Annotated in this window: 29 protein-coding genes and 2 pseudogenes; 22 read left to right on the top strand and 9 right to left on the bottom strand. The window is 71.9% G+C overall.

Annotated features, from left to right (window positions below; genetic code table 11):
* The first annotated feature begins 105 nt into the window (after window positions 1–105).
* From ACF1A5_RS01355 to ACF1A5_RS01365, 3 genes are all read left to right on the top strand, one after another.
* The gene (locus tag ACF1A5_RS01355; RefSeq protein ID WP_392190744.1) at window positions 106–1,377 is read left to right on the top strand and encodes an alpha/beta fold hydrolase; all 1,272 of its coding nucleotides are present in this window, start codon (window positions 106–108) and stop codon (window positions 1,375–1,377) included.
* Window positions 1,343–1,864 (top strand): tRNA (adenosine(37)-N6)-threonylcarbamoyltransferase complex ATPase subunit type 1 TsaE, encoded by a 522-nt coding sequence (gene tsaE, locus ACF1A5_RS01360; RefSeq protein WP_392190745.1) that lies wholly within the window; start codon window positions 1,343–1,345, stop codon window positions 1,862–1,864. Before ACF1A5_RS01355 ends, tsaE begins: the two co-directional genes overlap by 35 nt.
* Before the next feature lie 182 nt (window positions 1,865–2,046).
* Window positions 2,047–2,247 (top strand): hypothetical protein, encoded by a 201-nt coding sequence (locus ACF1A5_RS01365; protein WP_392190746.1) that lies wholly within the window; start codon window positions 2,047–2,049, stop codon window positions 2,245–2,247.
* A gap of 2 nt (window positions 2,248–2,249) precedes the next feature.
* Here ACF1A5_RS01365 and ACF1A5_RS01370 read toward each other — a convergent pair whose 3' ends face one another.
* Window positions 2,250–2,801, bottom strand: a complete 552-nt coding sequence (locus ACF1A5_RS01370) for a hypothetical protein (RefSeq protein ID WP_392190747.1) — start codon at window positions 2,799–2,801, stop codon at window positions 2,250–2,252.
* A 122-nt stretch (window positions 2,802–2,923) separates the two neighbouring features.
* On the opposite strand from ACF1A5_RS01370, the gene tsaB reads away from it, so the two are divergent.
* From tsaB to ACF1A5_RS01400, 6 genes and pseudogenes are all read left to right on the top strand, one after another.
* Complete coding sequence (gene tsaB / locus ACF1A5_RS01375) at window positions 2,924–3,577, top strand: tRNA (adenosine(37)-N6)-threonylcarbamoyltransferase complex dimerization subunit type 1 TsaB (RefSeq protein WP_392190748.1); 654 nt, start codon at window positions 2,924–2,926, stop codon at window positions 3,575–3,577.
* Window positions 3,578–3,636: 59 nt separating this feature from the next.
* Window positions 3,637–4,149 (top strand): ribosomal protein S18-alanine N-acetyltransferase, encoded by a 513-nt coding sequence (rimI, locus tag ACF1A5_RS01380; RefSeq protein WP_392191187.1) that lies wholly within the window; start codon window positions 3,637–3,639, stop codon window positions 4,147–4,149.
* Complete coding sequence (gene tsaD / locus ACF1A5_RS01385) at window positions 4,142–5,257, top strand: tRNA (adenosine(37)-N6)-threonylcarbamoyltransferase complex transferase subunit TsaD (RefSeq protein ID WP_392190749.1); 1,116 nt, start codon at window positions 4,142–4,144, stop codon at window positions 5,255–5,257. The genes rimI and tsaD overlap by 8 nt, the downstream gene beginning before the upstream one ends.
* Window positions 5,254–5,523 carry a hypothetical protein gene (locus ACF1A5_RS01390; RefSeq protein WP_392190750.1) on the top strand — a complete coding sequence of 90 codons (270 nt, stop codon included), beginning with the start codon at window positions 5,254–5,256 and terminating at the stop codon, window positions 5,521–5,523. Before tsaD ends, ACF1A5_RS01390 begins: the two co-directional genes overlap by 4 nt.
* A 137-nt stretch (window positions 5,524–5,660) precedes the next feature.
* Window positions 5,661–5,957 (top strand): annotated as a pseudogene (locus tag ACF1A5_RS01395) (cation acetate symporter); the annotation flags it as partial.
* Window positions 5,958–6,204: 247 nt separating this feature from the next.
* On the top strand, window positions 6,205–6,639 hold the full coding sequence (locus ACF1A5_RS01400; RefSeq protein WP_392190751.1) for an ester cyclase: 435 nt from the start codon (window positions 6,205–6,207) through the stop codon (window positions 6,637–6,639).
* Window positions 6,640–6,642: 3 nt separating this feature from the next.
* Here ACF1A5_RS01400 and ACF1A5_RS01405 read toward each other — a convergent pair.
* A pseudogene (locus tag ACF1A5_RS01405) lies at window positions 6,643–7,101 on the bottom strand (fibronectin type III-like domain-contianing protein); the annotation flags it as partial.
* A 273-nt stretch (window positions 7,102–7,374) separates the two neighbouring features.
* Between ACF1A5_RS01405 and ACF1A5_RS01410 the strand changes: the two are divergent.
* From ACF1A5_RS01410 to ACF1A5_RS01420, 3 genes are all read left to right on the top strand, one after another.
* Window positions 7,375–7,731: a YciI family protein gene (locus ACF1A5_RS01410; protein WP_392190752.1), complete on the top strand. Its 357-nt coding sequence runs from the start codon at window positions 7,375–7,377 to the stop codon at window positions 7,729–7,731.
* A 50-nt stretch (window positions 7,732–7,781) separates the two neighbouring features.
* The gene (locus ACF1A5_RS01415; RefSeq protein WP_392190753.1) at window positions 7,782–9,038 is read left to right on the top strand and encodes an RNA polymerase sigma factor; all 1,257 of its coding nucleotides are present in this window, start codon (window positions 7,782–7,784) and stop codon (window positions 9,036–9,038) included.
* 131 nt (window positions 9,039–9,169) lie between these two features.
* Complete coding sequence (locus ACF1A5_RS01420; protein WP_392190754.1) at window positions 9,170–9,370, top strand: hypothetical protein; 201 nt, start codon at window positions 9,170–9,172, stop codon at window positions 9,368–9,370.
* Window positions 9,371–9,397: 27 nt separating this feature from the next.
* Here the strand turns inward: ACF1A5_RS01420 and ACF1A5_RS01425 are convergent, their stop codons facing one another.
* Window positions 9,398–10,567, bottom strand: coding sequence for a methyltransferase domain-containing protein (locus ACF1A5_RS01425; RefSeq protein WP_392191188.1), 1,170 nt, complete (start codon window positions 10,565–10,567; stop codon window positions 9,398–9,400).
* Window positions 10,568–10,672: 105 nt separating this feature from the next.
* Between ACF1A5_RS01425 and ACF1A5_RS01430 the strand changes: the two genes are divergently transcribed.
* The 4 genes from ACF1A5_RS01430 to groL all read left to right on the top strand — a co-directional run bounded on the left by ACF1A5_RS01430 (window position 10,673) and on the right by groL (window position 14,807).
* Complete coding sequence (locus tag ACF1A5_RS01430; RefSeq protein ID WP_392190755.1) at window positions 10,673–11,614, top strand: polysaccharide deacetylase family protein; 942 nt, start codon at window positions 10,673–10,675, stop codon at window positions 11,612–11,614.
* Window positions 11,611–12,426 carry a polysaccharide deacetylase family protein gene (locus tag ACF1A5_RS01435; RefSeq protein ID WP_392190756.1) on the top strand — a complete coding sequence of 272 codons (816 nt, stop codon included), beginning with the start codon at window positions 11,611–11,613 and terminating at the stop codon, window positions 12,424–12,426. Before ACF1A5_RS01430 ends, ACF1A5_RS01435 begins: the two co-directional genes overlap by 4 nt.
* 331 nt (window positions 12,427–12,757) lie before the next feature.
* Complete coding sequence (groES, locus tag ACF1A5_RS01440) at window positions 12,758–13,066, top strand: co-chaperone GroES (protein WP_014178834.1); 309 nt, start codon at window positions 12,758–12,760, stop codon at window positions 13,064–13,066.
* 115 nt (window positions 13,067–13,181) lie between these two features.
* The gene (gene groL / locus ACF1A5_RS01445; protein ID WP_392190757.1) at window positions 13,182–14,807 is read left to right on the top strand and encodes a chaperonin GroEL; all 1,626 of its coding nucleotides are present in this window, start codon (window positions 13,182–13,184) and stop codon (window positions 14,805–14,807) included.
* 627 nt (window positions 14,808–15,434) lie between these two features.
* Here the strand turns inward: groL and ACF1A5_RS01450 are convergent.
* Complete coding sequence (locus ACF1A5_RS01450) at window positions 15,435–15,608, bottom strand: hypothetical protein (RefSeq protein WP_392190758.1); 174 nt, start codon at window positions 15,606–15,608, stop codon at window positions 15,435–15,437.
* Between the two features lie 19 nt (window positions 15,609–15,627).
* Window positions 15,628–15,996 (bottom strand): hypothetical protein, encoded by a 369-nt coding sequence (locus ACF1A5_RS01455; protein WP_392190759.1) that lies wholly within the window; start codon window positions 15,994–15,996, stop codon window positions 15,628–15,630.
* Between the two features lie 417 nt (window positions 15,997–16,413).
* Here ACF1A5_RS01455 and ACF1A5_RS01460 point away from each other — a divergent pair, with 417 nt between their 5' ends.
* On the top strand, window positions 16,414–16,878 hold the full coding sequence (locus ACF1A5_RS01460; RefSeq protein ID WP_392191189.1) for a Scr1 family TA system antitoxin-like transcriptional regulator: 465 nt from the start codon (window positions 16,414–16,416) through the stop codon (window positions 16,876–16,878).
* Here the strand turns inward: ACF1A5_RS01460 and ACF1A5_RS01465 are convergent.
* The 3 genes from ACF1A5_RS01465 to ACF1A5_RS01475 form a co-directional block, all read right to left on the bottom strand.
* Window positions 16,784–17,491, bottom strand: coding sequence for an ester cyclase (locus ACF1A5_RS01465; protein WP_392190760.1), 708 nt, complete (start codon window positions 17,489–17,491; stop codon window positions 16,784–16,786). The two genes, ACF1A5_RS01460 and ACF1A5_RS01465, sit on opposite strands and share 95 nt — an antisense overlap.
* Window positions 17,492–17,600: 109 nt before the next feature.
* Window positions 17,601–18,374 carry an SDR family NAD(P)-dependent oxidoreductase gene (locus tag ACF1A5_RS01470; protein ID WP_392190761.1) on the bottom strand — a complete coding sequence of 258 codons (774 nt, stop codon included), beginning with the start codon at window positions 18,372–18,374 and terminating at the stop codon, window positions 17,601–17,603.
* Between the two features lie 220 nt (window positions 18,375–18,594).
* A complete protein-coding gene (locus tag ACF1A5_RS01475) occupies window positions 18,595–19,263 on the bottom strand; it encodes an MOSC domain-containing protein (RefSeq protein WP_392190762.1) in 669 nt (222 codons plus the stop codon).
* Window positions 19,264–19,343: 80 nt separating this feature from the next.
* Here ACF1A5_RS01475 and ACF1A5_RS01480 point away from each other — a divergent pair, with 80 nt between their 5' ends.
* On the top strand, window positions 19,344–20,255 hold the full coding sequence (locus ACF1A5_RS01480) for a LysR family transcriptional regulator (protein WP_392190763.1): 912 nt from the start codon (window positions 19,344–19,346) through the stop codon (window positions 20,253–20,255).
* 84 nt (window positions 20,256–20,339) lie between these two features.
* On the opposite strand, the gene ACF1A5_RS01485 is transcribed toward ACF1A5_RS01480, so the two are convergent.
* The gene (locus ACF1A5_RS01485; protein WP_392190764.1) at window positions 20,340–20,666 is read right to left on the bottom strand and encodes a WhiB family transcriptional regulator; all 327 of its coding nucleotides are present in this window, start codon (window positions 20,664–20,666) and stop codon (window positions 20,340–20,342) included.
* Window positions 20,667–21,047: 381 nt separating this feature from the next.
* Between ACF1A5_RS01485 and ACF1A5_RS01490 the strand changes: the two genes are divergently transcribed.
* From ACF1A5_RS01490 to ACF1A5_RS01505, 4 genes are all read left to right on the top strand, one after another.
* On the top strand, window positions 21,048–21,659 hold the full coding sequence (locus tag ACF1A5_RS01490) for a response regulator transcription factor (protein ID WP_003948568.1): 612 nt from the start codon (window positions 21,048–21,050) through the stop codon (window positions 21,657–21,659).
* 936 nt (window positions 21,660–22,595) lie between these two features.
* Entirely contained in the window at window positions 22,596–23,183 is a 588-nt protein-coding gene (locus ACF1A5_RS01495) for a sigma-70 family RNA polymerase sigma factor (protein WP_356182230.1), read from the top strand.
* Window positions 23,184–23,370: 187 nt separating this feature from the next.
* Window positions 23,371–24,876, top strand: a complete 1,506-nt coding sequence (gene guaB / locus ACF1A5_RS01500) for an IMP dehydrogenase (RefSeq protein ID WP_392190765.1) — start codon at window positions 23,371–23,373, stop codon at window positions 24,874–24,876.
* 124 nt (window positions 24,877–25,000) lie between these two features.
* Window positions 25,001–26,125 (top strand): GuaB3 family IMP dehydrogenase-related protein, encoded by a 1,125-nt coding sequence (locus ACF1A5_RS01505; protein ID WP_392190766.1) that lies wholly within the window; start codon window positions 25,001–25,003, stop codon window positions 26,123–26,125.
* The last annotated feature ends 8 nt before the right edge of the window (window positions 26,126–26,133 follow it).

Here is a 26,133-nt window from a genome sequence, read left to right on the forward strand (position 1 = left end):
GACACCGGCAGCACCAGGACCACCAGAACCATCAGGACCAATGGAGCCGGCACGGCCGGCCACACCCCACCCGGCGAACATCAGTTTGGCGAAGAGGAGCGGTACGTGAGCGAGAGCAGCGCGGGGCCCGTCGCGCAGGCCGCGTCGGCGGTCGCCGCCTCCGCCGCGGGGGCCTCCGCCGCGGGGGCCGCCGGCGGCTGGCGCAGGGCGACGGGCATCGCGGGCGCCGCGATAGGCGTGGTCGCCGCGGGCGCGGCCGCCGGTGTCGCCCTCGAGCGGATGACCGTAGGACGCGGGATACGGCGCAAGGCGCGGCTGGCCCTGGACTCGGCGGGCCCCTACGGGACGCTGCGCGGCACCCCCGGCAAGGCGTACGCCGACGACGGCACCGAACTCCACTACGAGGTCGACGAACTCGACCCGGAGATCGCGGCGAGCCTGGCCCCGCGCCGCCGCCGGCTCTTCGGCCGCAAGGCCCCCGCCCCCGTCACCGTGGTCTTCAGTCACGGCTACTGCCTCAGCCAGGACTCCTGGCACTTCCAGCGCGCCGCGCTGCGCGGCGTGGTGCGCACCGTGTACTGGGACCAGCGCAGCCACGGCCGGTCCGCGCGGGGTGTGGCCCAGACGCGCGACGAGGTGCCGGTCAGCATCGACCAGCTCGGCCGGGACCTGAAGGCCGTCATCGACGCGGCCGCGCCGGAGGGGCCGATCGTGCTGGCGGGGCACTCCATGGGCGGCATGACGGTGATGGCGCTGGCCTCCGAGTGCCCCGAGCTGATCCGCGACCGCGTCGTCGCCACGGCCTTCGTCGGTACGTCCTCCGGGCGGCTCGGCGAGGTCAACTTCGGGCTGCCGGTCGCCGGCGTCAACGCGGTGCGCCGGGTGCTGCCGGGGGTGCTGAAGGCGCTCGGGCAGCAGGCCGATCTGGTGGAGAAGGGGCGGCGGGCCACCGCCGACCTGTTCGCCGGCATCATCAAGCGCTACTCGTTCGGGTCACGCGACGTCGACCCGGCGATCGCCCGGTTCGCCGAGCGGATGATCGAGGGCACCCCGATCGACGTGGTCGCCGAGTTCTACCCGGCCTTCACCGATCACGACAAGACCGACGCGCTCACCCACTTCCAGAACATGCCGGTGCTCATACTGGCCGGGGTGAAGGACCTGGTCACGCCCAGCGAGCACAGCGAGGCCATCGCCGACCTGCTGCCGGAGGCGGAGCTGGTGCTGGTCCCGGACGCCGGGCACCTGGTCATGCTGGAGCACCCGGAGATCGTCACCGACCGGCTCGCCGACCTGCTGACCCGCGTGGGAGCCGTGCCGGCAGGAGCTACCGTGGGTGGTTATGGAAGCACCAGCAGCACCGCACAGCCCGGCTGACCCCGCGTCCGTCGAGATCACCGTCACCTCCCCGGAACAGATGCGGGAACTGGGCCGCCGCGTCGCCAAGCTGCTGCGCGCGGGCGACCTCGTGATGCTCAGCGGGGAGCTCGGCGCGGGCAAGACGACGCTGACCCGCGGGCTCGGCGAGGGCCTCGGCGTGCGCGGCGCCGTCACCTCCCCGACATTCGTGATCGCCCGTGTGCACCCCTCCCTCGGCGACGGTCCGCCCCTCGTCCACGTCGACGCCTACCGACTGTCCGGCGGCCTGGACGAGATGGAGGACCTCGACCTCGACGTCTCGCTGCCCGACTCCGTGGTCGTGGTCGAGTGGGGCGAGGGCAAGGTCGAGGAGCTGACCGACGAGCGGCTCCAGATCCTCATCCACCGGGCCGTCGGCGACACGACCGACGAGGTGCGGCACGTGACGGTGGCCGGGCTCGGGCAGCGATGGTCGCCGGTGGACCTGAGCGTCCTGACGGCCTGAGCGCCCTGACGGCCACCCACCGCTTCCGGACACCTTCCCCGGCACACGGACTCTGCGGAGGTGAACATTCCGACAGGGCGTCGGCATGTTCTTGCGTCCGGTGTCCTCGCCGTGGTCACATGGGAGGCAGATCATGGTTAGGCATACCTAACTATCGTCGCCCCCGACCCGCAGGAGGCGCCATGTCGGCCACCGGAAGCACGCCCCAGCCACGGCCGTACCGGGTCGGCGGTGTCCGCGTGAGCGACCTGCTGGCCTCCTGCGCCGCGGCCGACGTGATCTCACGGCCGCCCCGCGACCCGGAGCCGGCGCCGGAGCGCGCCCGGGACGTCCACGGCGCCCGCGACGCCCGTAAGGCGGAAGAACGCGGCGAAGCGGCTTAGCCCTATCGGATGACGACGACCTTCTGCCCGATCGTCGCGAACATCCACATCGTCTCGCCGTCGACGCGGGACTCGCGGATGCCGCCGGTCCGCACGGCCGGATCCGGTGCCGGGACGGCCCCGTCCACCGCCGCGCTGAAGCCGATGACGACCCCGCCCACGCCGGTGAAGCGCACGACGTGCTCGACCAGGGTGCCGTCGGTCCCGGTGACCTGCTGCGACCGGGAGGTGACGGCGTAGGTGCCCGGGGCCGGGTCGACGCTGCCGGGGGTGACCGGGAAGGTGTTCTCCACCCGGTCGCCCGCGCTGACCAGCCACACCCGGTCGTCGTCCAGCGAGTACACGACCCGCTCACCGGTGCCGGAGCCGGAGGGCAGGGCGGTGGGGTTGCTGGCGTCCCGGGGCGCCTTGGTGGCGGAGGGCTTCGCGCTCGCGCCGGGCCGGCTGCCCAGGTCGGGGGGCACGCTCGCCTGCGCCCGGTAGGCGAGGAAACCGACCGCGGCGAGGGACGTGGCGGTGAGCGCGGCCACGAAAGCCGAACTGCCCCTTGCCACCGTCGACCACCTCCGTGTCGGGCCGGCACGGAGGTGCCGGCCGCCTCGCCGTGACGGTAGCAGCCGGGCACCGTCCGCCCGGGGCGTCCGTGCCCGTGCCGCGGGAGCCGTAGGCTGTTTGCGTGCTCTTGCTCGCTCTGGATACCGCCACCCCCGCCGTCACCGTCGCCCTGCACGACGGATCGGCCGTCGTCGCCTCGTCGAGTCAGGTGGACGCCCGCCGGCACGGAGAGCTGCTGCTGCCGGCCGTCGACCGGGTGCTCGCCGAGGCGGGGCTGAAGCTGGACGCCGTCACGGACATCGCCGTCGGCGTCGGCCCCGGCCCGTACACGGGCCTGCGCGTCGGGCTGATGACCGCCGAGACCTTCGGGCTCGCGCTCGGCGTCCCCGTGCACGGCCTGTGCACGCTCGACGCCCTCGCCTACGCGGCCGACGTTCCCGGCCCCTTCGTCGTGGCGACCGACGCCCGCCGCAAGGAGGTGTACTGGGCGCGGTACGCCGACTCCCGCACCCGTGTCACCGACCCGGCCGTCGACCGGCCCGCCGACATCGCCGACGAGGTCAGGGGCCTGCCCGCGGTCGGCGCGGGCGCGCTGCTGTACCCCGGCACCTTCCCGAAGACGCACGAGCCCGAGCACGTGTCGGCCGCCGCCCTCGCCCGCCTGGCCGCCGAGAGACTGGCCGCCGGCGAGGAGCTGCCCGCGCCCCGGCCCCTGTACCTGCGGCGGCCGGACGCCCAGGTGCCCAAGAACTACAAGGTGGTCACCCCCAAGTGACGGGACAGACGACGACCGGACCCGCCACCGGCGGTGCCGCGACTCCCGTGCTGCGGGAGATGCGCTGGTGGGACATCGACCCGGTGCTGGAACTGGAGAAGGACCTGTTCCCGGAGGACGCCTGGTCCCGGGGCATGTTCTGGTCCGAGCTGGCGCACTCGCGGGGCCCGGAGGCGACGCGGCGGTACGTCGTCGCCGTCGAGGACGACCGGATCGTCGGGTACGCCGGGCTGGTCGCCTCCGGGGACCAGGGGGACATCCAGACCATCGCCGTCGCCCGCGACCACTGGGGCACCGGGCTCGGCTCCCGGCTGCTGACCGAGCTGCTGCGGGCCGCGACCGCCTTCGAGTGCGCCGAGGTGATGCTCGAGTGCCGCGTGGACAACGTCCGCGCGCAGAAGCTCTACGAGCGTTTCGGCTTCGAACCCATCGGCTTCAGACGCGGCTACTACCAGCCGGGGAACGTGGACGCCCTGGTGATGCGCCTGTCCACCGCCTCCGGCAGCGGCCCCGCCGCGGGTGCCCCCGCCCCCTCCGACAACGGCGTACAAGGAACCGACATCCATGACTGACATCCGCGACGAGCCGCTCGTCCTCGGCATCGAGACCTCCTGCGACGAGACCGGCGTCGGCATCGTCCGCGGCACCACCCTGCTGGCCGACGCGGTCGCCTCCAGCGTCGACGAGCACGCCCGCTTCGGCGGGGTGGTGCCCGAGGTGGCGTCGCGGGCGCACCTGGAGGCGATGGTCCCCACCGTCGAGCGGGCCCTGAAGGAAGCGGGCGTCTCGGCGAAGGACCTGGACGGCATCGCCGTCACCGCGGGCCCGGGCCTGGCCGGCGCCCTCCTGGTCGGCGTCTCCGCCGCGAAGGCGTACGCCTACGCGCTCGGCAAGCCGCTGTACGGCGTCAACCACCTCGCCTCGCACATCTGCGTGGACCAGCTCGAGCACGGCCCGCTGCCGGAGCCGACCATGGCGCTGCTGGTGAGCGGCGGCCACTCCTCCCTGCTGCTGTCCACCGACATCACCTCCGACGTCCGCCCGATGGGCGCGACGATCGACGACGCGGCCGGCGAGGCCTTCGACAAGATCGCGCGCGTGCTGAACCTGGGCTTCCCCGGCGGCCCGGTGATCGACCGGTACGCGAAGGAGGGCGACCCCGAGGCGATCGCCTTCCCGCGGGGCCTGACCGGCCCGCGCGACCCCGCCTACGACTTCTCCTTCTCCGGCCTGAAGACGGCGGTGGCCCGCTGGATCGAGGCCAGGCGGGCGGCGGGGGAGGAGGTCCCGGTGCGGGACGTGTCGGCCTCCTTCCAGGAGGCGGTCGTGGACGTGCTGACCCGCAAGGCCGTGCGGGCCTGCAAGGACCAGGGCGTCGACCACCTGATGATCGGCGGCGGTGTCGCGGCCAACTCCCGGCTGCGCGCGCTGGCGCGGGAGCGGTGCGAGGCGGCCGGGATCCGGCTGCGGGTGCCCCGCCCCAAGCTGTGCACGGACAACGGCGCGATGGTCGCCGCGCTCGGCGCGGAGATGGTGAGCCGGGGGCGTGCGGCGTCGAGCTGGGATCTGTCGGCGGACTCGTCCCTGCCGGTGACGGACCCGCACGTGCCGGGCGACGACGGCCACGGTCATGATCACGATCACGTGCACGAGGTGAGCAAGGAGAACCTCTACTCATGACCGTCGCCCTCATGTGGGAGGCGCGCGCGGCCCCCGGCCGGGGCGAGGAGCTCCTGGCCTGGGCCCGCGCACAGGAACTCGCCGCGCGGCCGGTTCGCCGGGAGTTCTTCCGGGCCCCGCAGGACCGCGTCCTGGTGGTCACCTGGTGGGACGCCGCGTACGACGCCGACCTTCCCGAACTGCCCGAGCCGGACGGCGAGTTGGTCACCCGCGCGGTGCACCGCTGGCGCTTCGAGTCGGCGGGGGAGGACCGGGGCGGGGCGTAGGACCGAGGTGGCGTCGGTGATCTCGCTGACGGCCCCGGTTCGCCCGGAGTCCGGCGCGGACCAGTACTTGGCGAGCAGCGTGCGCTCACCCCCGCTTCCCCTCGGTCCCACCGTCTTCGGGTACGACGGCGTCGTCCAGCCCGTTCTGGCGCCGCTACACCCGCACTGGGCTGCTGTGGACCCTGATCGGAGGATCCCTCGCCACCCCGGTCCCCATGACCGGCACCGACCTGGTCTCCGGATCCCCTGCCTCCGCCTTCCCGGACGCCGACTTCAACTGGTACCCGTTCACCACCACCGGCCTGGTCTCCGTCCCCCTCGGCTTCGCCCTCGGCTGGGCGGGGACGGTGATCTCCGGGCGGCGCAGGGCGGAGGAGCAGCGCCGGCAGTACGAGGCGGTCGAGGCCCGGATCCTGGCGGGGGCGACACGACGCGGACGCCGACGCCCGGGCCGTATCCCCTGCGCCACGCTGCGGGAGCACCCCCGCGAGCGGCCGGAGCCCGGCCCGGAGCGGCGGCGGACAAGGCGGGCGCACCCCTGCGCACCGGCCGGTGAGACCGGCCGGTGCCCGGCTGGAACACCGCTGCGGTGCCGGGCCGCTGCCGAGATGCAGGGGCCGATGCGCGGAGTGAGCATGGAAAGGCGGGGGGCGACCGGGGGATGATGTGGCGGAGGATCTTATGGCAGACAACAACGAGGCATTCGTCCGCGGACTTTTCGAGGCGTGGAACAACCGCGACTACGACTCCATCGCGGGGTCCGTGGCGCCCGACTGCACCCTCATCGACGAGGGCAGCGGCAGGACCCTGCAGGGCCCGGAGGGCTTCACACAGCTGGCCAAGGCGCTGTTCGACGCCATGCCCGACGGGAAGTTCACCCTGGACCACCTCACGGCCCAGGGGGACACGGTGGTCATCGAGTACACGGGCAGCGGCACCCAGACCGGAGACCTGAAGCTCAACGTCGGCACCGTGCCCGCCACGGGACGCGCCGTCACGGTGCACGGGGTCGACGTCTACGAGGTGAAGAACGGCAAGGTCCAGGAGGCCCGCGCCTACCTCGACTCCGGCTCGATCATGTCCCAGCTCGGCCTGACGGAGCGGATGGGGGCCTGACCCTCAGTCAACTGCGGCGGCCTGCGCCACGGTCGTCCCGCAGCGCAGCCGCCGGTCCGGGCCCGGCACCCGCACCGGACCCGTCAGGGTCAGCCGGGCTGTGTGCCGTACTTCCGCCGCTGACGACGTCAGGCGCAGTTCCAGCGCGCCCGGTTGCACCACCCGCGCGCCCGAGGCGTCGGTGAACGCCGAGAGGTCGCGTGGAAGTGGAAGGCCACGCGGCGGGACTCGCCCGGCGCCAACCGCACGCGCCGGCAGCCGATGAGGCGGACGCCCGGACGCGTGACGCTCGCCACCGGGTCGTGCGGACGGAGCTGGACGACCTCCGCGCCCGGCCGCGCGCCGGTGTTGCGGACCGTGAGCCACCTCGTACGCGCCGTCCGTGCCGATCTCGCCGCCGCTCTCCGTGCCGCTGCCGGTCGTGACGTCGTCCCGGGCGAACGTCGTGTACGAGCGCCCGTGGCGGCCACGAGCCTGGTGGTGCGCGGCAGCACGGTGCCGCCCGTGGGGTGGGCGGGGCCGGCCCGGGCGCTCTCGAAACTGTCGAAGCGAGGGCGCCGGGCCGGCCGGAGCCCTGCCGGAACACGAGATGACAGGAACACCCAGCCACCTGCGGAACGCCCCCGGAGAAAAATCTCCGGGGAATTCCGGCGCGGGTGTCGATTCCCGGTGTCCCCGTTCGACGCAGGGGGTGAGAGGCGGGGAAGGGCCCCGTCCTCGACCCGAGGAGACACCATGCCGCGCTACCTGTCGCTCGTGAAGATCGACGAGTCCACCGCCCCCGCCGAGGGCCCGAGCTGCGAGCTGACGCAGCGGATGGGGGAGCTGATCGAGGAGATCACCAAGGCCGGGGTCATGCTCGACACGGCCGGGCTGACCCCTTCCGCCCAGGGCGCCCGGGTGCACTGGGAGGGCGGGAAGATCTCCGTCACCGACGGGCCGTTCACCGAGTCCAAGGAGGTCGTCGGCGGCTACGCGCTCATGCAGTGCAAGGACATGGCCGAGGCCCTGGAGTGGACCAAGCGGTTCCTGAAGGCCCACGAGGAGTTCTGGACGGTGACCTGCGAGGTGCGGGAGATCGCCGAGGGCTGAGTCCTCCTTGGCCGGGGGCCGTCGGCGGTGTTGCATGGGGAACTGTGGAAGTGGACAGGCAGCCCACCGGGCCCACCGGCGCCCTCGAAACCGTCTTCCGGCTGGAGTCGCCGCGTGTCGTCGCCGCCGTGGCCCGGATCGTGCGGGACGTCGGCATCGCCGAGGAGCTGACCCAGGACGCCCTGGTCGCGGCGCTGGAGCAGTGGCCCCGGGACGGGGTGCCGGACAACCCCGGCGCCTGGCTCATGACCACCGCCCGCCACCGTGCCGTCGACCTGGTGCGCCGCCGGGAGCGGTACGCCCGCAAGCTGGCCGGGATCGGGCGTGATCTGGAGACCACGTCCGGGCCGGAGGAACCCTCCGGCCCGGACGACATCGACGACGACCTGCTGCGGCTGGTCTTCACCACCTGCCACCCGGTGCTGTCCGCCGAGGCACGCATCGCCCTCACCCTGCGGCTGCTCGGCGGTCTGACCACGGCCGAGATCGCCCGCGCCTTCCTCGCGCCCGAGCCGACGGTCGCCCAGCGCATCGTGCGCGCCAAGCGGACGCTGGCCACCCGGAACGTCGCCTTCGAGGTGCCGTACGGCCCCGACCGGGAGGCCCGCCTCGGTTCCGTGCTCGACGTCATCTACCTCGTCTTCAACGAGGGGTACGCCGCCACGGCCGGCGACGACTGGCTGCGCCCCGCCCTGTGCGAGGACGCGCTGCGCCTGGCCCGGCTGCTGAGCGGGCTGATGCCCAAGGAGCCCGAGGTGCACGGGCTGACCGCGCTGCTGGAGTTCCAGATGTCGCGCGCCGCCGCCCGCACCGGCGCGGACGGTGAGCCGGTGCTGCTCCAGGACCAGAACAGGCGCCGCTGGAACCGCATGCTCGTCGCCCGCGGCGTCACCGCCCTGGCCCGCGCCGACGCCGTGGCCACCGGAGCCCCCGGCCCCTACGTCCTCCAGGCCGCCATCGCCGCCTGCCACGCCCACGCGCTCACCTACGAGGAGACCGACTGGCCCGCCATCGCCACCCTGTACGGCCTGCTGGCCTCCCGGGCCCCGTCCCCGGTGGTGGAGTTGAACCGCGCGGTGGCCGTCTCGATGGCGGACGGCCCGGCCCCGGCGCTGGAGATCGTGGACGCTCTCGCCGCCGAACCGGCCCTGCGCGACTACCACTTGCTCCCCAGCGTCCGCGGCGACCTCCTGTCCCGTCTCGGCCGCCGGGCGGAGGCCCGGGCGGAGTTCGAACGGGCGGCAACCCTCACCCACAACACCCGCGAACGGGCCCTGCTGCTACGCCGCGCGGCCGCGTCCGGCTGATCCGCCGGGCGCGCTCACCCGTTCGGATGGCCGGCAGCGGTTACGGTGAGTCAGCGACCGAGGCCTCCGTAGCGTCACGACGTCGCTTGTGCCGTAGTGGCGCTCACGCCCACACTTGGAGGTGCTTCACGATGACCGCTCTCGCAGAAGAGGTGGCCCCGGTGATCGTCGACGACTTCGACGACGAGGGAGCCGTCGTCGTTCTGACCTCCCCCGACGCCAAGAAGGCCAAGTACACCGGCGAGCACCGCGTTCCCTACGGCACCGACGCGGTGATCCCGGAAGGCCCGGCCAAGGGCTTCGCCGTGGGCAAGGGGATCGTGGCGTCCTGAGCGGCCCGGTCCGCGCCGCCGCCCCCGTCAGTCCGCCGGGTGGCCGATCAGCATGGTCGGGGCTCCCGCGACGCGGGTCAGGAACACCGTCGCCGTGTTCCGTCCGTGCGGCCTGGGCAGCACCTTGCGGCGCAGTTCCTCCGGTTCGACCGCGGAGCCCCGCTTCTTCACGGTCAGGACGCCGATCTCGCGCTCCCGCAGCAGGGCCCTCAGCTTCTTGACGTTGAAGGGGAGCCGGTCGGTGATCTCGTAGGCGCGCGCGTACGGTGTGGGGCGCAGGGTGTCGGCGGTGACGTAGGCGATGGTCTCGTCGAGCAGGCCCCCGTCGAGCTCCTCGGCGACCTCGGCGACCAGGTGGGCCCGGATGACGGCGCCGTCGGGCTCGTACAGAAAGCGGCCCACCGGGCGCACCTCCGGGTCGGGCAGGCCGCGGCCGAGCAGGGTGCGCGGACCGGGGAGCAGGGTGGCGCGGACGCGGCCGGGTTCGGTGCCGAACCAGAGCACCGCCTCCTTCACGTCCCCGCCGTCGGAGATCCACTCGGCCTCGGCCTCGGCGGGGACGGCCTCGTGCGGGATGCCCGGGGCGACCTTCAGCGCCGCCCGGGGGGCCTTCAGCGCGGTGTCCACCGCCCAGGACAGCGGCGGCGAGTACGCCTCGGGGTCGAAGATCCGGCCCCGGCCGCCGCGCCGCGCGGGGTCCACGAAGACGGCGTCGTACGCCGAGGTGTCGACCTCGGTGACATCCTCCTCGCGGACCTCGATCAGGTCACTCAGCCCCAGCGCCTCGGCGTTCGCCCGCGCCACGGCCGCCGTAAGCGGGTCCCGGTCCACGGCCAGCACGCGGATCCCGGCGCGGGCGAGCGCGATCGCGTCCCCGCCGATCCCGCAGCACAGGTCGGCCACGGAGGTCACGCCGAGGTCCCGGAAACGGTGCGCCCGGTGGGCCGCCACGCTCGTCCGGGTCGACTGCTCGACCCCGTTCGCCGTGAAGAACATCCGCTCCGCGTCCTGGGCCCCGAACTTCGCCGCCGCCCGTTGCCGCAGCCGCGCCTGCCCCAGCGCGGCCGACACCAGCTCGGCGGGGTGCTCGCGGCGCAGCCGGGTGGCGACGGCGAGTTCTCCCGCGGGGTCGGTGCCGCGCACCTCGTCCAGGAGGGCACGGCCCTCGGGGGTGAGCAGCGGGGCGAAGTCGCGCAGGTGATGGTCGTTCACCGGCTCATTGTGGGCCAGTCGGTGGACGGCGCGCCTCCCGCCGCGGTGTCGGCTCGGGTTCCGTGCGGAAGCCTGCGAAGATCCGGCGCCATGGGAGCAGTAGGACAAAATGACAAAAAGCGCACCACGGTGGCGGTGTGCCGGAAGGCCGTGACCCGCGGCGGTCTCGCGCTCCTCGTGGCCGCCGCACTCGCCTCGGGCTGCACGCCCTCCAAGACCCAGGTCCGTCCGGCCCCCGGCCAGGAGCCCCTCCTCCAGGCTCCCCCGGCCCGCGCCCTCCACTCCTACGCCGGCCGCCTGCGCGCCGCCTACGAGGCCCGCGTGGCCGCCGCCCGGCGCTGGGGCCTCCCGCGGGTCCCGATCGCACCCCCGCCCCCGCCCGCCGTCAAGCCGAGGATCCACGCCCGCCCCGGCTTCCAGGTGACGAACCAGGAGGAGTGGGACCTGCCCCCGGTCTTCACCACCGTCCCCACCAGGGACCGCGTCGTCTTCCTCACCATCGACGACGGCGCGGAGAAGGACCCCGAGTTCCTGGAGATGATGCGGGACCTGAACCTCCCGTACACCGCCTTCCTCAGCAACTACCTGGTGAAGGACGACTACGGGTACTTCCGGAAGGTGCAGGACTACGGCAACACCCTCGAGAACCACACCCTGCACCACCCCTACCTGCCGGGCCTGTCCTACGAGGACCAGGAGCGCGAGATCTGCGACATGCAGGACATCATGCGGCGCCAGTTCGGCAAGCGCCCGAAGGTCTTCCGCCCGCCCTACGGCAACTACAACCAGGACACCCTGGTCGCCGCCAAGTCCTGCGGCATCGAGTACGCGCCGATCTGGAACGAGGAGGTCTTCGTCGACCACTGGGAGTACCGCGAGGACGACCAGCGGATCCACCGCGGCGACATCGTCCTCACCCACTTCCGCGGGCCGGGCGAATGGAACGGCACGATGATCGACGACATGCGCCGGTTCCTGAACAAGGTCACGGCCGAGGGGTACGCGGTGGCCCGTCTGGAGGACTACCTGTGAGGCCGCGGCGCGTGGCCGCGGCCCTGCTCGCGGCCGCGCTGCTGACCGGCTGCGCGCCGTCCGTCGACCCCATCGAGCGGCTCGGCAGGAAGGCGGCCCAGCGGGTAAGGCCCGCGGACCCGGCCGCCGAACCGCCCTACCGCCGCTGGGGCCTGGCGGCCCCGCTGCCCGCGCCCCCGCCCCCGCCCGCCCGGCCCCGGCTCACCGGCGCCTCCGGCCCGGGAATGCCACCGGTCGTGGACCACGTCCGGACCTCCGACAAGGTCGTCTTCCTCACCTACGACGACGGGGCCGAGCGTGATCCGCGGTTCGTCGACATGGTCCGTGAGCTGAGGCTGCCGGTCAGCATGTTCCTCACGGACCGTGTCGTGGGACCGGAGTACGGGCACTTCGCCCACCTGATGTCGGTCGGCGCGGACCTCCAGAACCACACCCTCGACCACTCCTCGCTGCGCGGCCTGCCCTACGCCGGCCAGCGCGCCGAGATCTGCGGCCAGCGGGACAAGCTGCACGCCCGCTTCGGCGTGCGCGCCCGCCTGTTCCGGCCGCCGTACCGCGCGTTCGACCGCACGACCCTGCGCGCGGCGGCCGACTGCGGGGTCGCGGCGGTCGTCCTGTGGCGGGCCTCGATGTCGGACACCGACCTGCGCTTCACCCACGGTCACCACGGTCTGCGCCCCGGCGACATCCTCCTCGTCGCCTCGGACGACGACGACCTCGACGGCCCGCCCCTGCGCGAACGCACGACACGGCTGCTGCGCCGGATCCAGGAACGGGGCCTGACGGTGGGGCGGCTCCAGGACTACCTGTGAGCCGGAGTCACGCACTCAGCCCGTCCGGCGCTCGAGGACGAGGTCGTTAGGCCGAAGCGGGGGTTCGGGGGCGGCAGCCCCGGGACCGGTCACACCAGCAGACAGCGTGCTGCACAACCCCGCGCTCACAAGGAACCCCCGCGACGCGCCGCAGGCAATTGGCACTCCGCTTGACCGAGTGCTAACGACGGTCATAGTCTCAGGTCTGGCACTCCCCCCTGGAGAGTGCCAACACAGCGACGGGCAGGTCCGGCACCCGCGACGACGGATCGACCTGGTCGCCACCTCAGACAGTTAACCCCGTGAGATCTCCGAAGGGGGAGGTCGGATCGTGACGACCGCCAGCTCCAAGGTTGCCATCAAGCCGCTCGAGGACCGCATCGTGGTCCAGCCGCTGGACGCCGAGCAGACCACGGCCTCGGGCCTGGTCATTCCGGACACCGCCAAGGAGAAGCCCCAGGAGGGCGTCGTCCTGGCCGTGGGCCCGGGCCGCTTCGAGGACGGCAACCGCCTTCCGCTCGACGTCAGCGTCGGCGACGTCGTTCTCTACAGCAAGTACGGCGGCACCGAGGTGAAGTACAACGGCGAGGAGTACCTCGTCCTCTCGGCCCGCGACGTGCTCGCGATCATCGAGAAGTAATCACCTCAGCATTCCTGCTGTGAGCTGCGCCCCTGGCCCCCGCGACCGATAAGAAGCCGGGCGCCCGGGGCGCAGTGTCTTTTTCACCCAGATTTCCGAGAGGGCTCCCGCTGCCATGGCGAAGATCCTGAAGTTCGACGAGGACGCCCGTCGCGCCCTCGAGCGCGGCGTCAACAAGCTTGCCGACACGGTCAAGGTGACGATCGGCCCCAAGGGCCGCAACGTCGTCATCGACAAGAAGTTCGGCGCGCCCACCATCACCAACGACGGCGTCACCATCGCCCGCGAGGTCGAGGTCGAGGACCCGTACGAGAACCTCGGCGCCCAGCTGGTGAAGGAGGTGGCGACCAAGACCAACGACATCGCGGGTGACGGCACCACCACCGCCACCGTGCTCGCCCAGGCGCTGGTGCGCGAGGGCCTGAAGAACGTCGCCGCCGGTGCCTCCCCGGCCGCCCTGAAGAAGGGCATCGACGCCGCGGTCAAGGCCGTCTCCGACGACCTGCTGGCCACCGCCCGCCCGATCGACGAGAAGTCCGACATCGCCGCGGTCGCCGCGCTGTCCGCGCAGGACCAGCAGGTCGGCGAGCTCATCGCCGAGGCCATGGACAAGGTCGGCAAGGACGGCGTCATCACCGTCGAGGAGTCCAACACCTTCGGTCTGGAGCTGGACTTCACCGAGGGCATGGCCTTCGACAAGGGCTACCTCTCGCCGTACTTCGTGACCGACCAGGAGCGTATGGAGGCCGTCCTCGACGACCCGTACATCCTGATCCACCAGGGCAAGATCTCCGCGATCGCGGACATGCTCCCGCTCCTCGAGAAGATCATCCAGGCGAACGCCTCGAAGCCGCTGCTGATCATCGCCGAGGACGTCGACGGCGAGGCCCTGTCGACCCTGGTCGTCAACAAGATCCGCGGCACGTTCAACGCCGTGGCCGTCAAGGCTCCGGGCTTCGGCGACCGCCGCAAGGCGATGCTGCAGGACATGGCCGTCCTCACCGGTGCCACCGTCATCTCCGAGGAGGTCGGCCTCAAGCTCGACCAGGCCGGTCTGGACGTCCTCGGCTCCGCCCGCCGCGTCACCGTCACCAAGGACGACACCACGATCGTCGACGGCGCCGGCAAGAAGGAGGACGTCGAGGCCCGCATCGCGCAGATCAAGGCCGAGATCGAGTCCACCGACTCCGACTGGGACCGCGAGAAGCTCCAGGAGCGCCTCGCGAAGCTGGCCGGCGGCGTGTGCGTGATCAAGGTCGGCGCCGCCACCGAGGTGGAGCTGAAGGAGAAGAAGCACCGTCTGGAGGACGCCATCTCCGCGACCCGCGCCGCGGTCGAGGAGGGCATCGTCTCCGGTGGTGGCTCCGCCCTGGTCCACGCCGTCAAGGTCCTCGAGGGCAACCTCGGCAAGACCGGCGACGAGGCCACCGGTGTCGCCGTCGTCCGCCGCGCGGCCGTCGAGCCGCTGCGCTGGATCGCGGAGAACGCGGGCCTGGAGGGCTACGTCATCGTCTCCAAGGTCGCCGAGCTGCAGAAGGGCCACGGCTACAACGCCGCCACCGGCGAGTACGGCGACCTGGTCAAGGCCGGCGTCATCGACCCGGTCAAGGTCACCCGCTCCGCCCTGGAGAACGCCGCCTCCATCGCCTCCCTCCTCCTCACGACCGAGACCCTGGTCGTCGAGAAGAAGGAAGAGGAAGAGCCGGCCGCCGCGGGCCACGGCCACGGCCACGCCCACTGACGCAGTCCGGCGAGCCGTACCGAGGTACGGCGCCGAGCCCACCGAGGCCCGGTCCCCCCTGCTGGGGGGCCGGGCCTCGGCGCGTCCCACGACGTCAGTCGAAGCACGCCTCGGCCGCCCCCGCGCCATGAACCGCGCCTCAGTAGGCACCCACGACGGCCCAGACCGTCTTGCCGTGTGCGCCCGGCCGTGGGGCCGTGCCCTACTCCTTGGCGAGCGATCCGACGAGGAGAAGTCCCCGGCCGCCCCTCTTCTCGCCTTCGGTGCCCCACGGCGTCGGCAGCGCTCCCCGCGGGCGTCGCTCACCTCGACGCGCACGTGCCCTGGCTCCGCGCCGAGCCTCAGCTCGGCGTCCCGGCCGGGCACGAGGCCGGGGGTGACGGCGTTCGCGGCCAGCTCGGCGACGACCCGTTCCACGGCGTCGTGGACCGGCGGGCCGTAGGGCCACCCGCAGGCGTCCATCCGCTGTGAGGCGAGTCTGCGGGCCAACCGGGCGCCGCGCGGGGACGCGGTGAAGCGGAGGGAGAGGACCGGTTGCTCGGCGGCCGCGGCACCGCCGCCTCTTGTGAAGCGGCGGGCCACTCGTATTACTTCTGCTGCGGCCAAGACCGTTTGAAAAACAATGCCCTAATTCTGACTGTCCCGGACTGTGCGCTTGTTCACTTTGTCGATCAGCAGTGCGTAGGCGCCGGCCAGAATGAACGTAGCCACGTATTGAGCCCAATCGGTCCCGGTGAGCAGCTTGTTCACTCCGATGAGTACGGCAATCCAGACGAGCGTGACAAGGATCTTGGCCGTCATGTGGTGCGCTCCCGATTTCTTACGTGAAGGACGACAGACAGGCCGAGGCCCCTGCGACGACGACCTTGGAGGCGATGTCCTTGGCCAGGTCCTTGCTGATGTACCTGCCGACGACGAACGCGGCAGCCCCGCCGATACCGGCCTTGACCAGGCAGTTCTGGACCGCCTTGGTCATCTTGTTGTTGTGCAGGAGCGAGGCGCACGCGTACTTGTCGTGGTAGACGGTGCACATCGACCGCACGTCTTCCCTCGGGTCGACCCCGACCACCGGCGTCGAAACCTTGGCGACGCGCTGCGACTGCGGAGCGGCCGACGCGGTCCCCGCACCCATCATGAGGGCGCCGCCGAGAAGGGTGACGGACAGCGTGCTCGATATCACGCGCTTCATGTTGAAAAGATCCCCGATTCGTCTGGTTTGGATAAGCGGACTCTGGTCAGGAGCCTCGCCTTCCGGTCACGCAGAACGCTACAAGCAAGATCACTCAGGGAAGAAGGGAGTTGAGGAAGATCTGAGTCTCTTTGCGGGTGGTTCTGAAATTCAACAGAATTGACCTTCGCCGAGGCGTCCCCCGGAGCGCCGTCCGACGTGCAGCCGCGCTGCCGGAGCGGACGAAGCCTTCGTCCTTGAGCTTCACTCGTAGGACTCAACCTGTCCTGTCCTGAGCTTGGTTGACGCTCCCGGTTCCTACTCTGCGATCACAGCGGGAACCCAGGAGGCGAGGCGGGGACGGAGTCGGGCGCGGATCCGGGCGCGGGTGTGGAGGCGGACTCCAACGGGGAGTTCCTGCGCTGCTTCGGCCGCCAGGTGGAGCTGTTCCGCGAGACCGCCGGGCTCACCCAGGCGCAGTTGGGCGAGCGCGTCGGGTACGGCGAGGCGCAGATCGCGGCGGTGGAGCAGGGACGGCGAATCCCGAGACCGGAACAGGTGGACGCGGTCGACCGGGAGGAGGAGACGATCGAGCAGGGGGCGGCCACGCGGACGGAGCGCCGGAAACCGTTCTCGCGCCGGCCCGAGCCGCTGCTGAGCCTCGTCATCGAGGAGCACGTACTGCGGAGGCCACTGGGCGGCCCGGAGGTGCTGCGGGGGCAGCTGGAACAACTGCTGCTCGACGGGCCCGTGCGGCACAACAGGTCCCCTGCCTTGCCGAGCAGGGGGCCGGTCCCTCGGGCGGTGCCTAGATCTCCAGCGCCTCCAGCGCCCCCAGTTGGCCCATCAGCCCCAGCTGGTCGTGCTGCCACCAGGTCTCGGCGATCTTCCCGTCGGCCGTGAACCTGAACAGCGTCATCCCGGTCATGGTGACTTGCTTGCCGGTGGAGGCGATCCCCAGGAACTCGCCCTTGTGCGTGGCGTTCCAGGTCCAGCGGGCGCAGACCCGGTCGCCCTGGGCGATCAGGTCCTCGATGGCGAAGGTGAAGTCGAAGGCGTCCCGCCACATCCGGTACTCGCGCCGGACGGCGTCCAGCCCGATGGTGTCCTGCGGGTTGACCGGGTCGTGGCTGTGGCAGTCCTCGTCCAGCAGGTCGTTGAGCGGCGGCAGTTCACCGGGGGCGGCGAGGGTCTCGAACAGGCGCCGCGCCGTCGTCGCGCACAACGGCTCGTCCCGTACGACGTCCAGGTCCGTGAAGGTCGGTTCCTCGTCGCAGAGGGCGACCAGGTCCTGGAAGATGCGGCCGGTCTCGGGCAGTTCCGAGTTCCGCATCGCCTCCTCGTACGAGGGGAACTCCACGATCTCCACGATGTGTGATCCGTCGGAGCGGTCCCTGCCGACCAGGTCGTGCGTCGCCGTCCGCTTCCCCCGGGTCTGCTCGACCCAGGCGTCCATCAGCCGGTTCATCTCGTCGAACCGGCTCGTCCTGCACTCGATGAGCTGTACGAAGGTCATCACGGCACCTCCGGCCCCCCTGGGTCCGGTACGTCAGGGCCCATTTTTCCACCGCAGCGGCGCCCTGACCTCCGTACCGGCGCCGCGGCCGGAACCGGTGGCGGGGGCGTCACTGGGGCCCGTACTTGCGGCCCGTCTTCGAGGAGATCCCGCCGAGCAGCGAGCGGGGCGTCACCTTCACCAGGCCCATGAGCGCCTTGTAGCGGGGGTCCGGGATCGACAGGGTCCGGCCGCGGGCGAGGTCCGCCAGCGCCGCCGCGACCAGTTTGTCCGCGTCCAGCCACATCCAGTTCGGGATGTTGTCCGTGCCCATCCCGGCCCGCTCGTGGAACTCGGTGCGGACGAACCCGGGGCACAGCGCCATCAGCCGTACGCCGCTGCCGGCCAGGTCCCGCGCCGCGCCCTGCGTGAACTGCACGACCCACGCCTTGGACGCGCCGTAGGTGCCCCGGGGCACGAAGGCCGCCACGGAGGCCACGTTGACGACCCCGCCGCGGCCCCGCTCCCGCATCGCCTCCGTCGCCGCCGACGTCAGCCGCAGCACCGCCTCGACGTGCACCTTGAGCATCCGCAGCTCGTCGTCCATCGAGACGTCCAGGTAGCGCCCCTTGTTGCCGAAGCCCGCGTTGTTGACCAGCAGGTCGACGGGGTGCTTGCGGTCGCCCAGGCGCGCGGCGACCGCCTCGATGCCCGCGTCCGTCGCCAGGTCGGCGGTCAGCACCTCCGCCTCGATGCCGTGCCGGTCGTGCAGCTCGGTCGCCTGCTCCGTGAGCCGCTCGGTGTCCCGCGCCACCAGCACGAGGTTGTGCCCGTCGGCCGCCAGCCGCCGCGCGAACGCGGCACCGATGCCCGCGGTCGATCCCGTAATCAGAGCCGTTGTCATGGCGAAAGATTAGTGGCCCGGACCGCCCGGTTCCGATCTCTGCACAGGTCCTCCCGATCGGTGCCGGTCGGATGCGGTGCGGACGGCTTCCTTCCGGCACCCTTCCGGCACCTTCTCAGCGTCCCTCCGGCGTCCTTCCCCGGCCCTCTCCGGCCCTCTTCCGACGTACAGCCGGTGGCCTTCCGGCGGTCACCAGGAACGACCGCGCGCTGACGTCCGCTCAGCCGCCGTGGGCCGCCGCGTACCTCCGTGCCGCCGCGAGCGACTCCGGGTGCAGCGCCCTGCCCGCCGCGAGCAGCCGGGGCAGCAGGGTGCGATCGGTCGTGGCGGCCCGGAACTCCAGGGCCACGGTCACGTCGTGGTCCGGCCGGTGCACCACCTCGATCGCGTCGCCCGCGCGGATCTCACCGGCCTCGATCACCCGCAGATACGCCCCCGGCGCGCCCCTGAGCGTGAACCGCTTCACCCAGCCCTTCTCCGCCAGATGACCCTGGAACGTCCGGCAGGGAATCCGCCCGCAGGTGACCTCCAGCACCACCGTGGGGCCCACCCGCCAGCGCTCGCCGATCAGCGCCCCCGATATGTCGAGGCCCGCCGTGGTGAGGTTCTCGCCGAACGCGCCGTCGGTCAGCGTCCGCCCCAGCTCGCGCTCCCAGGCGTCGAGGTCCTCCCGGGCCATCGCGTACACCGCCTGGTCGTCGCCGCCGTGGTGCCGCGTGTCGCACACCGCGTCCCCGGCCAGACCGCTCGCGCCCACGCCCTTCGGCCCGGGCGCCGCCACCCGCACCGCCCCGTCCGCCGGCCGCTTGTCGATGCCGGTCAGACCCTCCGGCTGGTCGGTGTACGGCACGGCGCGCGGTCGGCCCAGATTCACTGACAGAAGCTTCATGCCCGCACGGTAGGGGAGCAGGAGCCAAAGCGTCGACGCATTATCGGAACGAAGACCCAAGTCTGGCTTATGCTCAAGGGGTGATCGAGGCTCGTCATCTCCGAGTGCTGCGCGCCGTGGCCGCCACCGGCTCCTTCTCCGCGGCGGGGCGCGAACTGGGCTGCACCCAGCCCGCCGTCAGCCAGCAGATGAAGGCGCTGGAGGCCTCCGTCGGCACCCCGTTGCTCGTGCGCAGTGGCCGTGAGATGCGTCTGACCCAGGCCGGCGAGGCGCTCGTCCGGCACGCCAACGGGATCCTCGCCGGGCTCACCGCCGCCGAGGAGGAGGTCGCCGCCATCGCGGGCCTGCGGGCCGGGCGCGTCCGGCTCGTCTCCTTCCCCAGCGGCAGCTCCACCCTCGTGCCCACCGCGCTCGCCGCGCTCCGCGCCGCGCACCCCGGCACCCGGGTCTCCCTGGAGGAGGCCGAGCCGCCGAGCTCCGTGGAGCTGCTGCGCGAGGGCGACTGCGACGTGGCCCTCGCCTTCCGCTACGAAGGGGCCGCGGGCGCCGAGGAGTGGGAGGACCTGGTCGTACGGCCGCTGCTGACCGATCGGCTCGTGGCGCTGGTGCCGGAACGGCACCCGCTGGCCCACGCCGGTTCCGTCGCGATCGGGGAACTGGCGGGCGAGCCGTGGATCGCGGGCTGTCCGCGCTGCCGCGGGCAGCTGGTGGCGGCGTGCGAGAGCGCCGGCTTCACCCCCCGCATCGACTTCGCGACCGACGACTATCCGGCGGTGATCGGCCTCGTGGGCGCCGGGCTGGGCGTCGCCGTCCTGCCCCAGCTGGCGATCGAGTCCGTACGGCCGCGGGGCGCCTGCACGATGGCCCTGGAGCCGGCGGTGCGGCGCGAGATCGTCGCGCTCACCCTTCCCGACCTGGCCCAGGTGCCGGCGGTGGCGGCCACGCTGGACGAGTTGGCCCGTGCGGCGTCCCGCCAGGACCGGGAGACGTAGCGACCGCGGACGCGGGGCCGACGCGCGCGGGCGCGAAACACAAGGGCACGCGTGGGCGTGCCCTGCTGTGGCAGAAACGTTCCTTCAATTGTTCGAGGCGGAGTCCCCGCCGGTCGACGACGTCACCAGCCGGTTCCGTGCCCGCCCCATGAGCTCTTCGCGCTCGTCCTCGGTCAGGCCGCCCCACACCCCGTACGGCTCGCGCACCGCCAACGCGTGCGCCGCGCACTCCGCACGGACCGGGCACCTCATGCAGACCTCCTTGGCCGAGTTCTCCCGAGCGCTCCGAGCCGCACCGCGCTCGCCTTCCGGATGGAAGAAGAGCGAGCTGTCGACCCCGCGGCAGGCCGCCAGCAGCTGCCAGTCCCACAGGTCCGCATTCGGACCGGGAAGGCGCGAGAAATCTGCCATTACGTGACCCCTTGTAGCCGTTCGTGGCGGATACGGTGCCAACGACCGTACATCTCCGATCTAAGGAGATGAAAATATGACTCATTGCGAATCTAGCTCCAGACACCGTGAAACGGGAAGAAAAAGGGCCGAACGGGGCATTGCTTGTGATGAAAAGTTGAGGGCCTGGCGGGCATGTCTGCACTGTGTCCGCTTCCTCACGTAGAGTGCCGAAGATGGCACACAGCCCCGTAACTCTTTCGAGTGACCGTCGTTGAGAGTGCGGAGGCGGTTGAGAACACAAGCGCTCGGGCGGGCGTCCGAGACGGTCGACCGCACAGGTGACGATTTCGTACCAGCCTGGAGGCTCAAGGTGACGCGCATCAGCTGCGGAGGACGGCCATGACATCCGTCCTCGTCTGCGACGACTCCCCGCTTGCCCGAGAAGCGCTCCGCCGCGCGGTCGCCACCGTGCCCGGCGTCGAGCGCGTGACGACGGCGGCCAACGGCGAGGAAGTTCTCCGCCGCTGGGGCGCCGACCGCTCGGACCTCATTCTGATGGACGTGCGCATGCCCGGCCTGGGCGGCGTCGAGACGGTCCGGCGCCTGCTGTCCGCGGACCCCGGCGCGCGGATCATCATGCTCACGGTCGCCGAGGACCTCGACGGCGTGGCGCTCGCCGTCGCCGCCGGCGCCCGGGGATATCTGCACAAGGACGCCTCGCGCGCCGAACTGCGGGCCACGGTGACCCAGGCCCTGGCCGACCCCACCTGGAGGCTCGCCCCGCGCCGGCTGCGGTCCGCCGAGATGGGGGCCGCGCCCACGCTCACCGCGCGTGAGATCCAGGTCCTGGAGGGCATGAGCCACGGGCGGTCCAACGCGGAGATCGGCCGTGAGCTGTTCCTCTCCGAGGACACCGTCAAGACGCACGCCCGCCGCCTGTTCAAGAAACTCGGCGCCTCGGACCGTGCGCACGCGGTGGCGCTCGGCTTCCGGTGGGGTCTGGTCCGCTAGGGCCTTTCCTTCGGATCGGGCCGGCTCCGGGCGAGGGTGCCTTCTGAGGTGCCAGGGCCCGCGACCCACGGCAGGATCCGAAAGAGAGGACCTGGGAGCCGCACACGCGGCGACGCCCCCACGCGCGGCATCGAGCATCGAGCGTGGGGGGCGTCGGCCCGTACGGCACCCGGGTTCCGGGTCTTTGGCGCCCAGGGGCTGCACGCCCCCGGGGCTCCGAGTCCCCGGGTGCCCGGGGCCTCTGCCGTCCCCGGGCGACCTCCGGTGGGGGCAGGCCTCCCCGGGCCTGCGGGCCCCCGGACTCGCGCGTACGACAGAAGCGGACCCCCGGATTCCGCCCCCTGCGGCGCCGCCGGGTACTCTCCGGCGGCGGCCGGTTCGTGCGGTTCATGCATGCGGTCGATGCAGACGCCCGGACCGGTGGTGACCGGCGTCGCCGGCGGCCGATGCGGTCTGCCGGAGGGGGCCGCGGGCGGTCGCGGGGTGGTCCCGGACGGTCGTGACGGCGTGTCGTCGGGGGTTCCGCCGGGTGGTTCCGTCCGCAGTCCCCTCGAGGGGCGCGGCGCGCGGGAACCGCACGGTCCGTCGAGCGGCACGCACGGAGGCCGTACGGAGGTCGCCGAGAGGTCGGAGAGGTCGATTTGCCCGGGCAGGAAGCGCCGTTCGCCGTGGTGCCGGAAAGCGCTGGTGTCAGGGCCGCCCGCGCCGACGCCCGGTACCGGGCGAACGCCTGTGGCAAGGCGGCCCGCCGTGCGCGCGCTGCTCGTTTCGCCGCGGATGCCGCATCCTTGAGGTGTGGAGTTCCTCGGGGACAAGTCGGTCGAGCGGAAGAGGAGGGCGCAGGGGATGAGTTCCGGCGCACCTGCTCATAACGCTTCGGTGCACAACCACGGAGGCGGTGCCGCGGACGCTGCGCGGCCAAGGCACCATGGACCGATGCGTGACGACGAGGCGGCACTTGCCCAAGGGCAGATCGGTGCGCTCGTCCACCGCGCGGTCGACGGGGACGAGCAGGCCACGCACGATCTGCTCGCCCGCGTCCACCCGCTCGCGCTGCGCTACTGCCGCAGCCGTCTGACCCGGCTGCCGGGCGACGCGCGCCACTTCGTCGAGGACCTCGCGCAGGAGGTCTGCGTCGCCGTCCTGCTCGCCCTGCCCCGCTACCGGGACACCGGCCGCCCCTTCGAGGCGTTCGTCTTCGCCATCGCCTCCCACAAGGTCGCCGACCTGCAGCGCGCGGCGATGCGGCACCCCGGCTCCACGGCCGTCCCGTCCGACGAGATGCCCGAGCGGCCGGACGACTCACTCGGCCCCGAGGAGCGCGCCCTGCTCAGCAGTGACGCGGAATGGGCCAAGAAGCTGCTGGCCAACCTGCCCGAGAACCAGCGCGAGCTGCTCCTGCTGCGCATCGCCGTGGGCTTGACGGCCGAGGAGACGGGTCAGATGTTGGGAATGTCACCGGGAGCGGTGCGCGTGGCCCAGCACCGGGCGCTGAGCAGGCTCCGGGCGCTGGCGGAGCAGTAGCGCCGGCCGCTTCCCGCGCGGCAACCCCTTGCCCGCAACGGCCGATGGGGCGGCCGATGAACGGGCGTCCACCCGATCCCGTACGAACATACGAAGCCGTAGGCCTCCCCGGACCGTGGAATAAGCCTGCCGCGCTTCCCGCTAGCATGGACATCCGCACCGATCAGGGCCATTTGGGGAAGGTGTCATGACTGCCAACGTCGACGGAGTGCCCGGTAAATTCGCGACACTCGGGCTGACCTACGACGACGTGCTGCTGCTGCCGGGCGCATCCGAGGTGCTCCCCAACGCGGTCGACACCTCGTCCCGCATCTCCCGCAACGTCCGGGTCAACATCCCGCTGCTGTCGGCGGCGATGGACAAGGTGACCGAGTCCCGCATGGCGATCGCGATGGCCCGGCTGGGCGGCGTCGGCGTGCTGCACCGCAACCTCTCCGTCGAGGACCAGGTCAACCAGGTCGACCTGGTGAAGCGGTCCGAGTCCGGCATGGTCACCGACCCGATCACGGTGCACCCGGAAGCCACGCTCGCCGAGGCGGACGCCCTGTGCGCCAAGTTCCGCATCAGCGGCGTCCCGGTCACCGACCCGGCCGGCAAGCTGCTCGGCATCGTGACCAACCGCGACATGGCCTTCGAGTCCGACCGCAGCCGTCAGGTGCGCGAGATCATGACCCCGATGCCGTTGGTCACCGGCAAGGTCGGCATCTCCGGGCCCGAGGCCATGGAGCTGCTGCGCAAGCACAAGATCGAGAAGCTGCCGCTCGTCGACGACCAGGGCGTCCTCAAGGGCCTGATCACGGTCAAGGACTTCGTCAAGGCGGAGAAGTACCCGAACGCGGCCAAGGACGCCGAGGGCCGGCTGCTCGTCGGCGCCGCCGTGGGCGCGAGCCCCGAGGCGCTGGAGCGCGCCCAGGCGCTCGCCGAGGTCGGCGTGGACTTCCTGGTGGTCGACACCTCGCACGGCCACAACAGCAACGCCCTCAGCTGGATGTCGAAGATCAAGTCCAGCGTGAACATCGATGTGATCGGCGGCAACGTCGCCACCCGCGACGGCGCCCAGGCGCTCGTCGACGCCGGTGTCGACGGCATCAAGGTGGGCGTCGGTCCCGGCTCCATCTGCACGACCCGTGTGGTCGCCGGCATCGGCGTCCCCCAGGTCACCGCCATCTACGAGGCCTCCCTCGCCGCGCGCCCGGCCGGCGTCCCCCTGATCGGCGACGGTGGTCTGCAGTACTCCGGTGACATCGGCAAGGCGCTCGCCGCCGGTGCGGACACGGTCATGCTGGGCAGCCTGCTGGCCGGCTGTGAGGAGTCGCCGGGCGAGCTGATGTTCATCAACGGCAAGCAGTTCAAGTCGTACCGCGGCATGGGCTCGCTGGGTGCCATGCAATCCCGCGGCCAGGGCAGGTCGTACTCGAAGGACCGCTACTTCCAGGCCGATGTGACCGCCGACGAGAAGCTCGTGCCCGAGGGCATCGAGGGCCAGGTGCCCTACCGCGGTCCGCTGTCCAACGTGCTGCACCAGCTCGTCGGCGGACTGCGCCAGACGATGGGCTACGTGGGCGCCGCCACCGTCGAGGAGATGGAGTCCAAGGGCCACTTCGTCCGGATCACCTCCGCGGGCCTCAAGGAGAGCCACCCGCACGACATCCAGATGACGGTCGAGGCGCCGAACTACAGCAACAAGGACTGACGTACGCGCGCGTGCGACGCGTGAAGGCCGTTCAGGGGCGGCCCCGGGTCCTCCGGGGCCGCCCCTGTCGTGTCCGTCGGCGATACTGGAAGACGCTGAAACGCATCAGGGAAAGGCCACAGACGTGACTGAGATCGAGATCGGGCGCGGCAAGCGCGGCCGCCGGGCGTACGCCTTCGACGACATCGCCGTCGTCCCCAGCCGCCGTACGCGGGACCCGAAGGAGGTCTCGATCGCCTGGCAGATCGACGCCTACCGCTTCGAGCTGCCCTTCCTGGCCGCCCCCATGGACTCCGTCGTCTCCCCGGCCACCGCGATCCGCATCGGCGAGCTCGGCGGCCTCGGCGTGCTGAACCTCGAGGGCCTGTGGACGCGGCACGAGGACCCGCAGCCGCTGCTGGACGAGATCGCCGCGCTGCCCGCCGAGCGGGCCACCCGGCGCCTGCAGGAGATCTACGCGGCTCCCGTCAAGGAGGAGCTGATCGGCAGGCGCATCAAGGAGGTGCGCGACGCGGGGGTGGTCACCGCGGCCGCGCTCTCCCCGCAGCGCACGGCGCAGTTCTCCAAGGCCGTGGTGGACGCCGGCGTGGACATCTTCGTCATCCGCGGCACCACGGTGTCGGCGGAGCACGTCTCCTCCTCGCACGAGCCGCTCAACCTGAAGCAGTTCATCTACGAGCTCGACGTCCCGGTGATCGTCGGCGGCTGCGCCACGTACACCGCGGCCCTGCACCTGATGCGCACCGGCGCGGCGGGCGTCCTGGTCGGCTTCGGCGGCGGCGCCGCCCACACCACGCGCAACGTGCTGGGCATCCAGGTCCCCATGGCCACGGCCGTGGCCGACGTCGCCGCCGCCCGCCGCGACTACATGGACGAGTCCGGCGGCCGGTACGTGCACGTGATCGCCGACGGCGGTGTCGGCTGGTCCGGCGACCTGCCGAAGGCGATCGCCTGCGGCGCCGACGCGGTGATGATGGGCTCCCCGCTGGCCCGTGCCACGGACGCGCCCGGCAAGGGCCACCACTGGGGCATGGAGGCCGTGAACGAGGAGCTCCCGCGCGGTCAGAAGGTCGGCCTCGGCACGGTCGGCACCATCGAGGAGGTCCTCACGGGCCCGTCCCACACCCCCGACGGCTCCATGAACTTCTTCGGCGCCCTGCGCCGCGCCATGGCCACCACCGGCTACAGCGAGCTCAAGGAGTTCCAGCGGGTGGAGGTCACGGTCGCGGACTCGCAGCACCGGCGGTAGCCCGACAG

Source organism: Streptomyces sp. NPDC014864 (assembly GCF_043081525.1).
Taxonomy (GTDB): domain Bacteria; phylum Actinomycetota; class Actinomycetes; order Streptomycetales; family Streptomycetaceae; genus Streptomyces.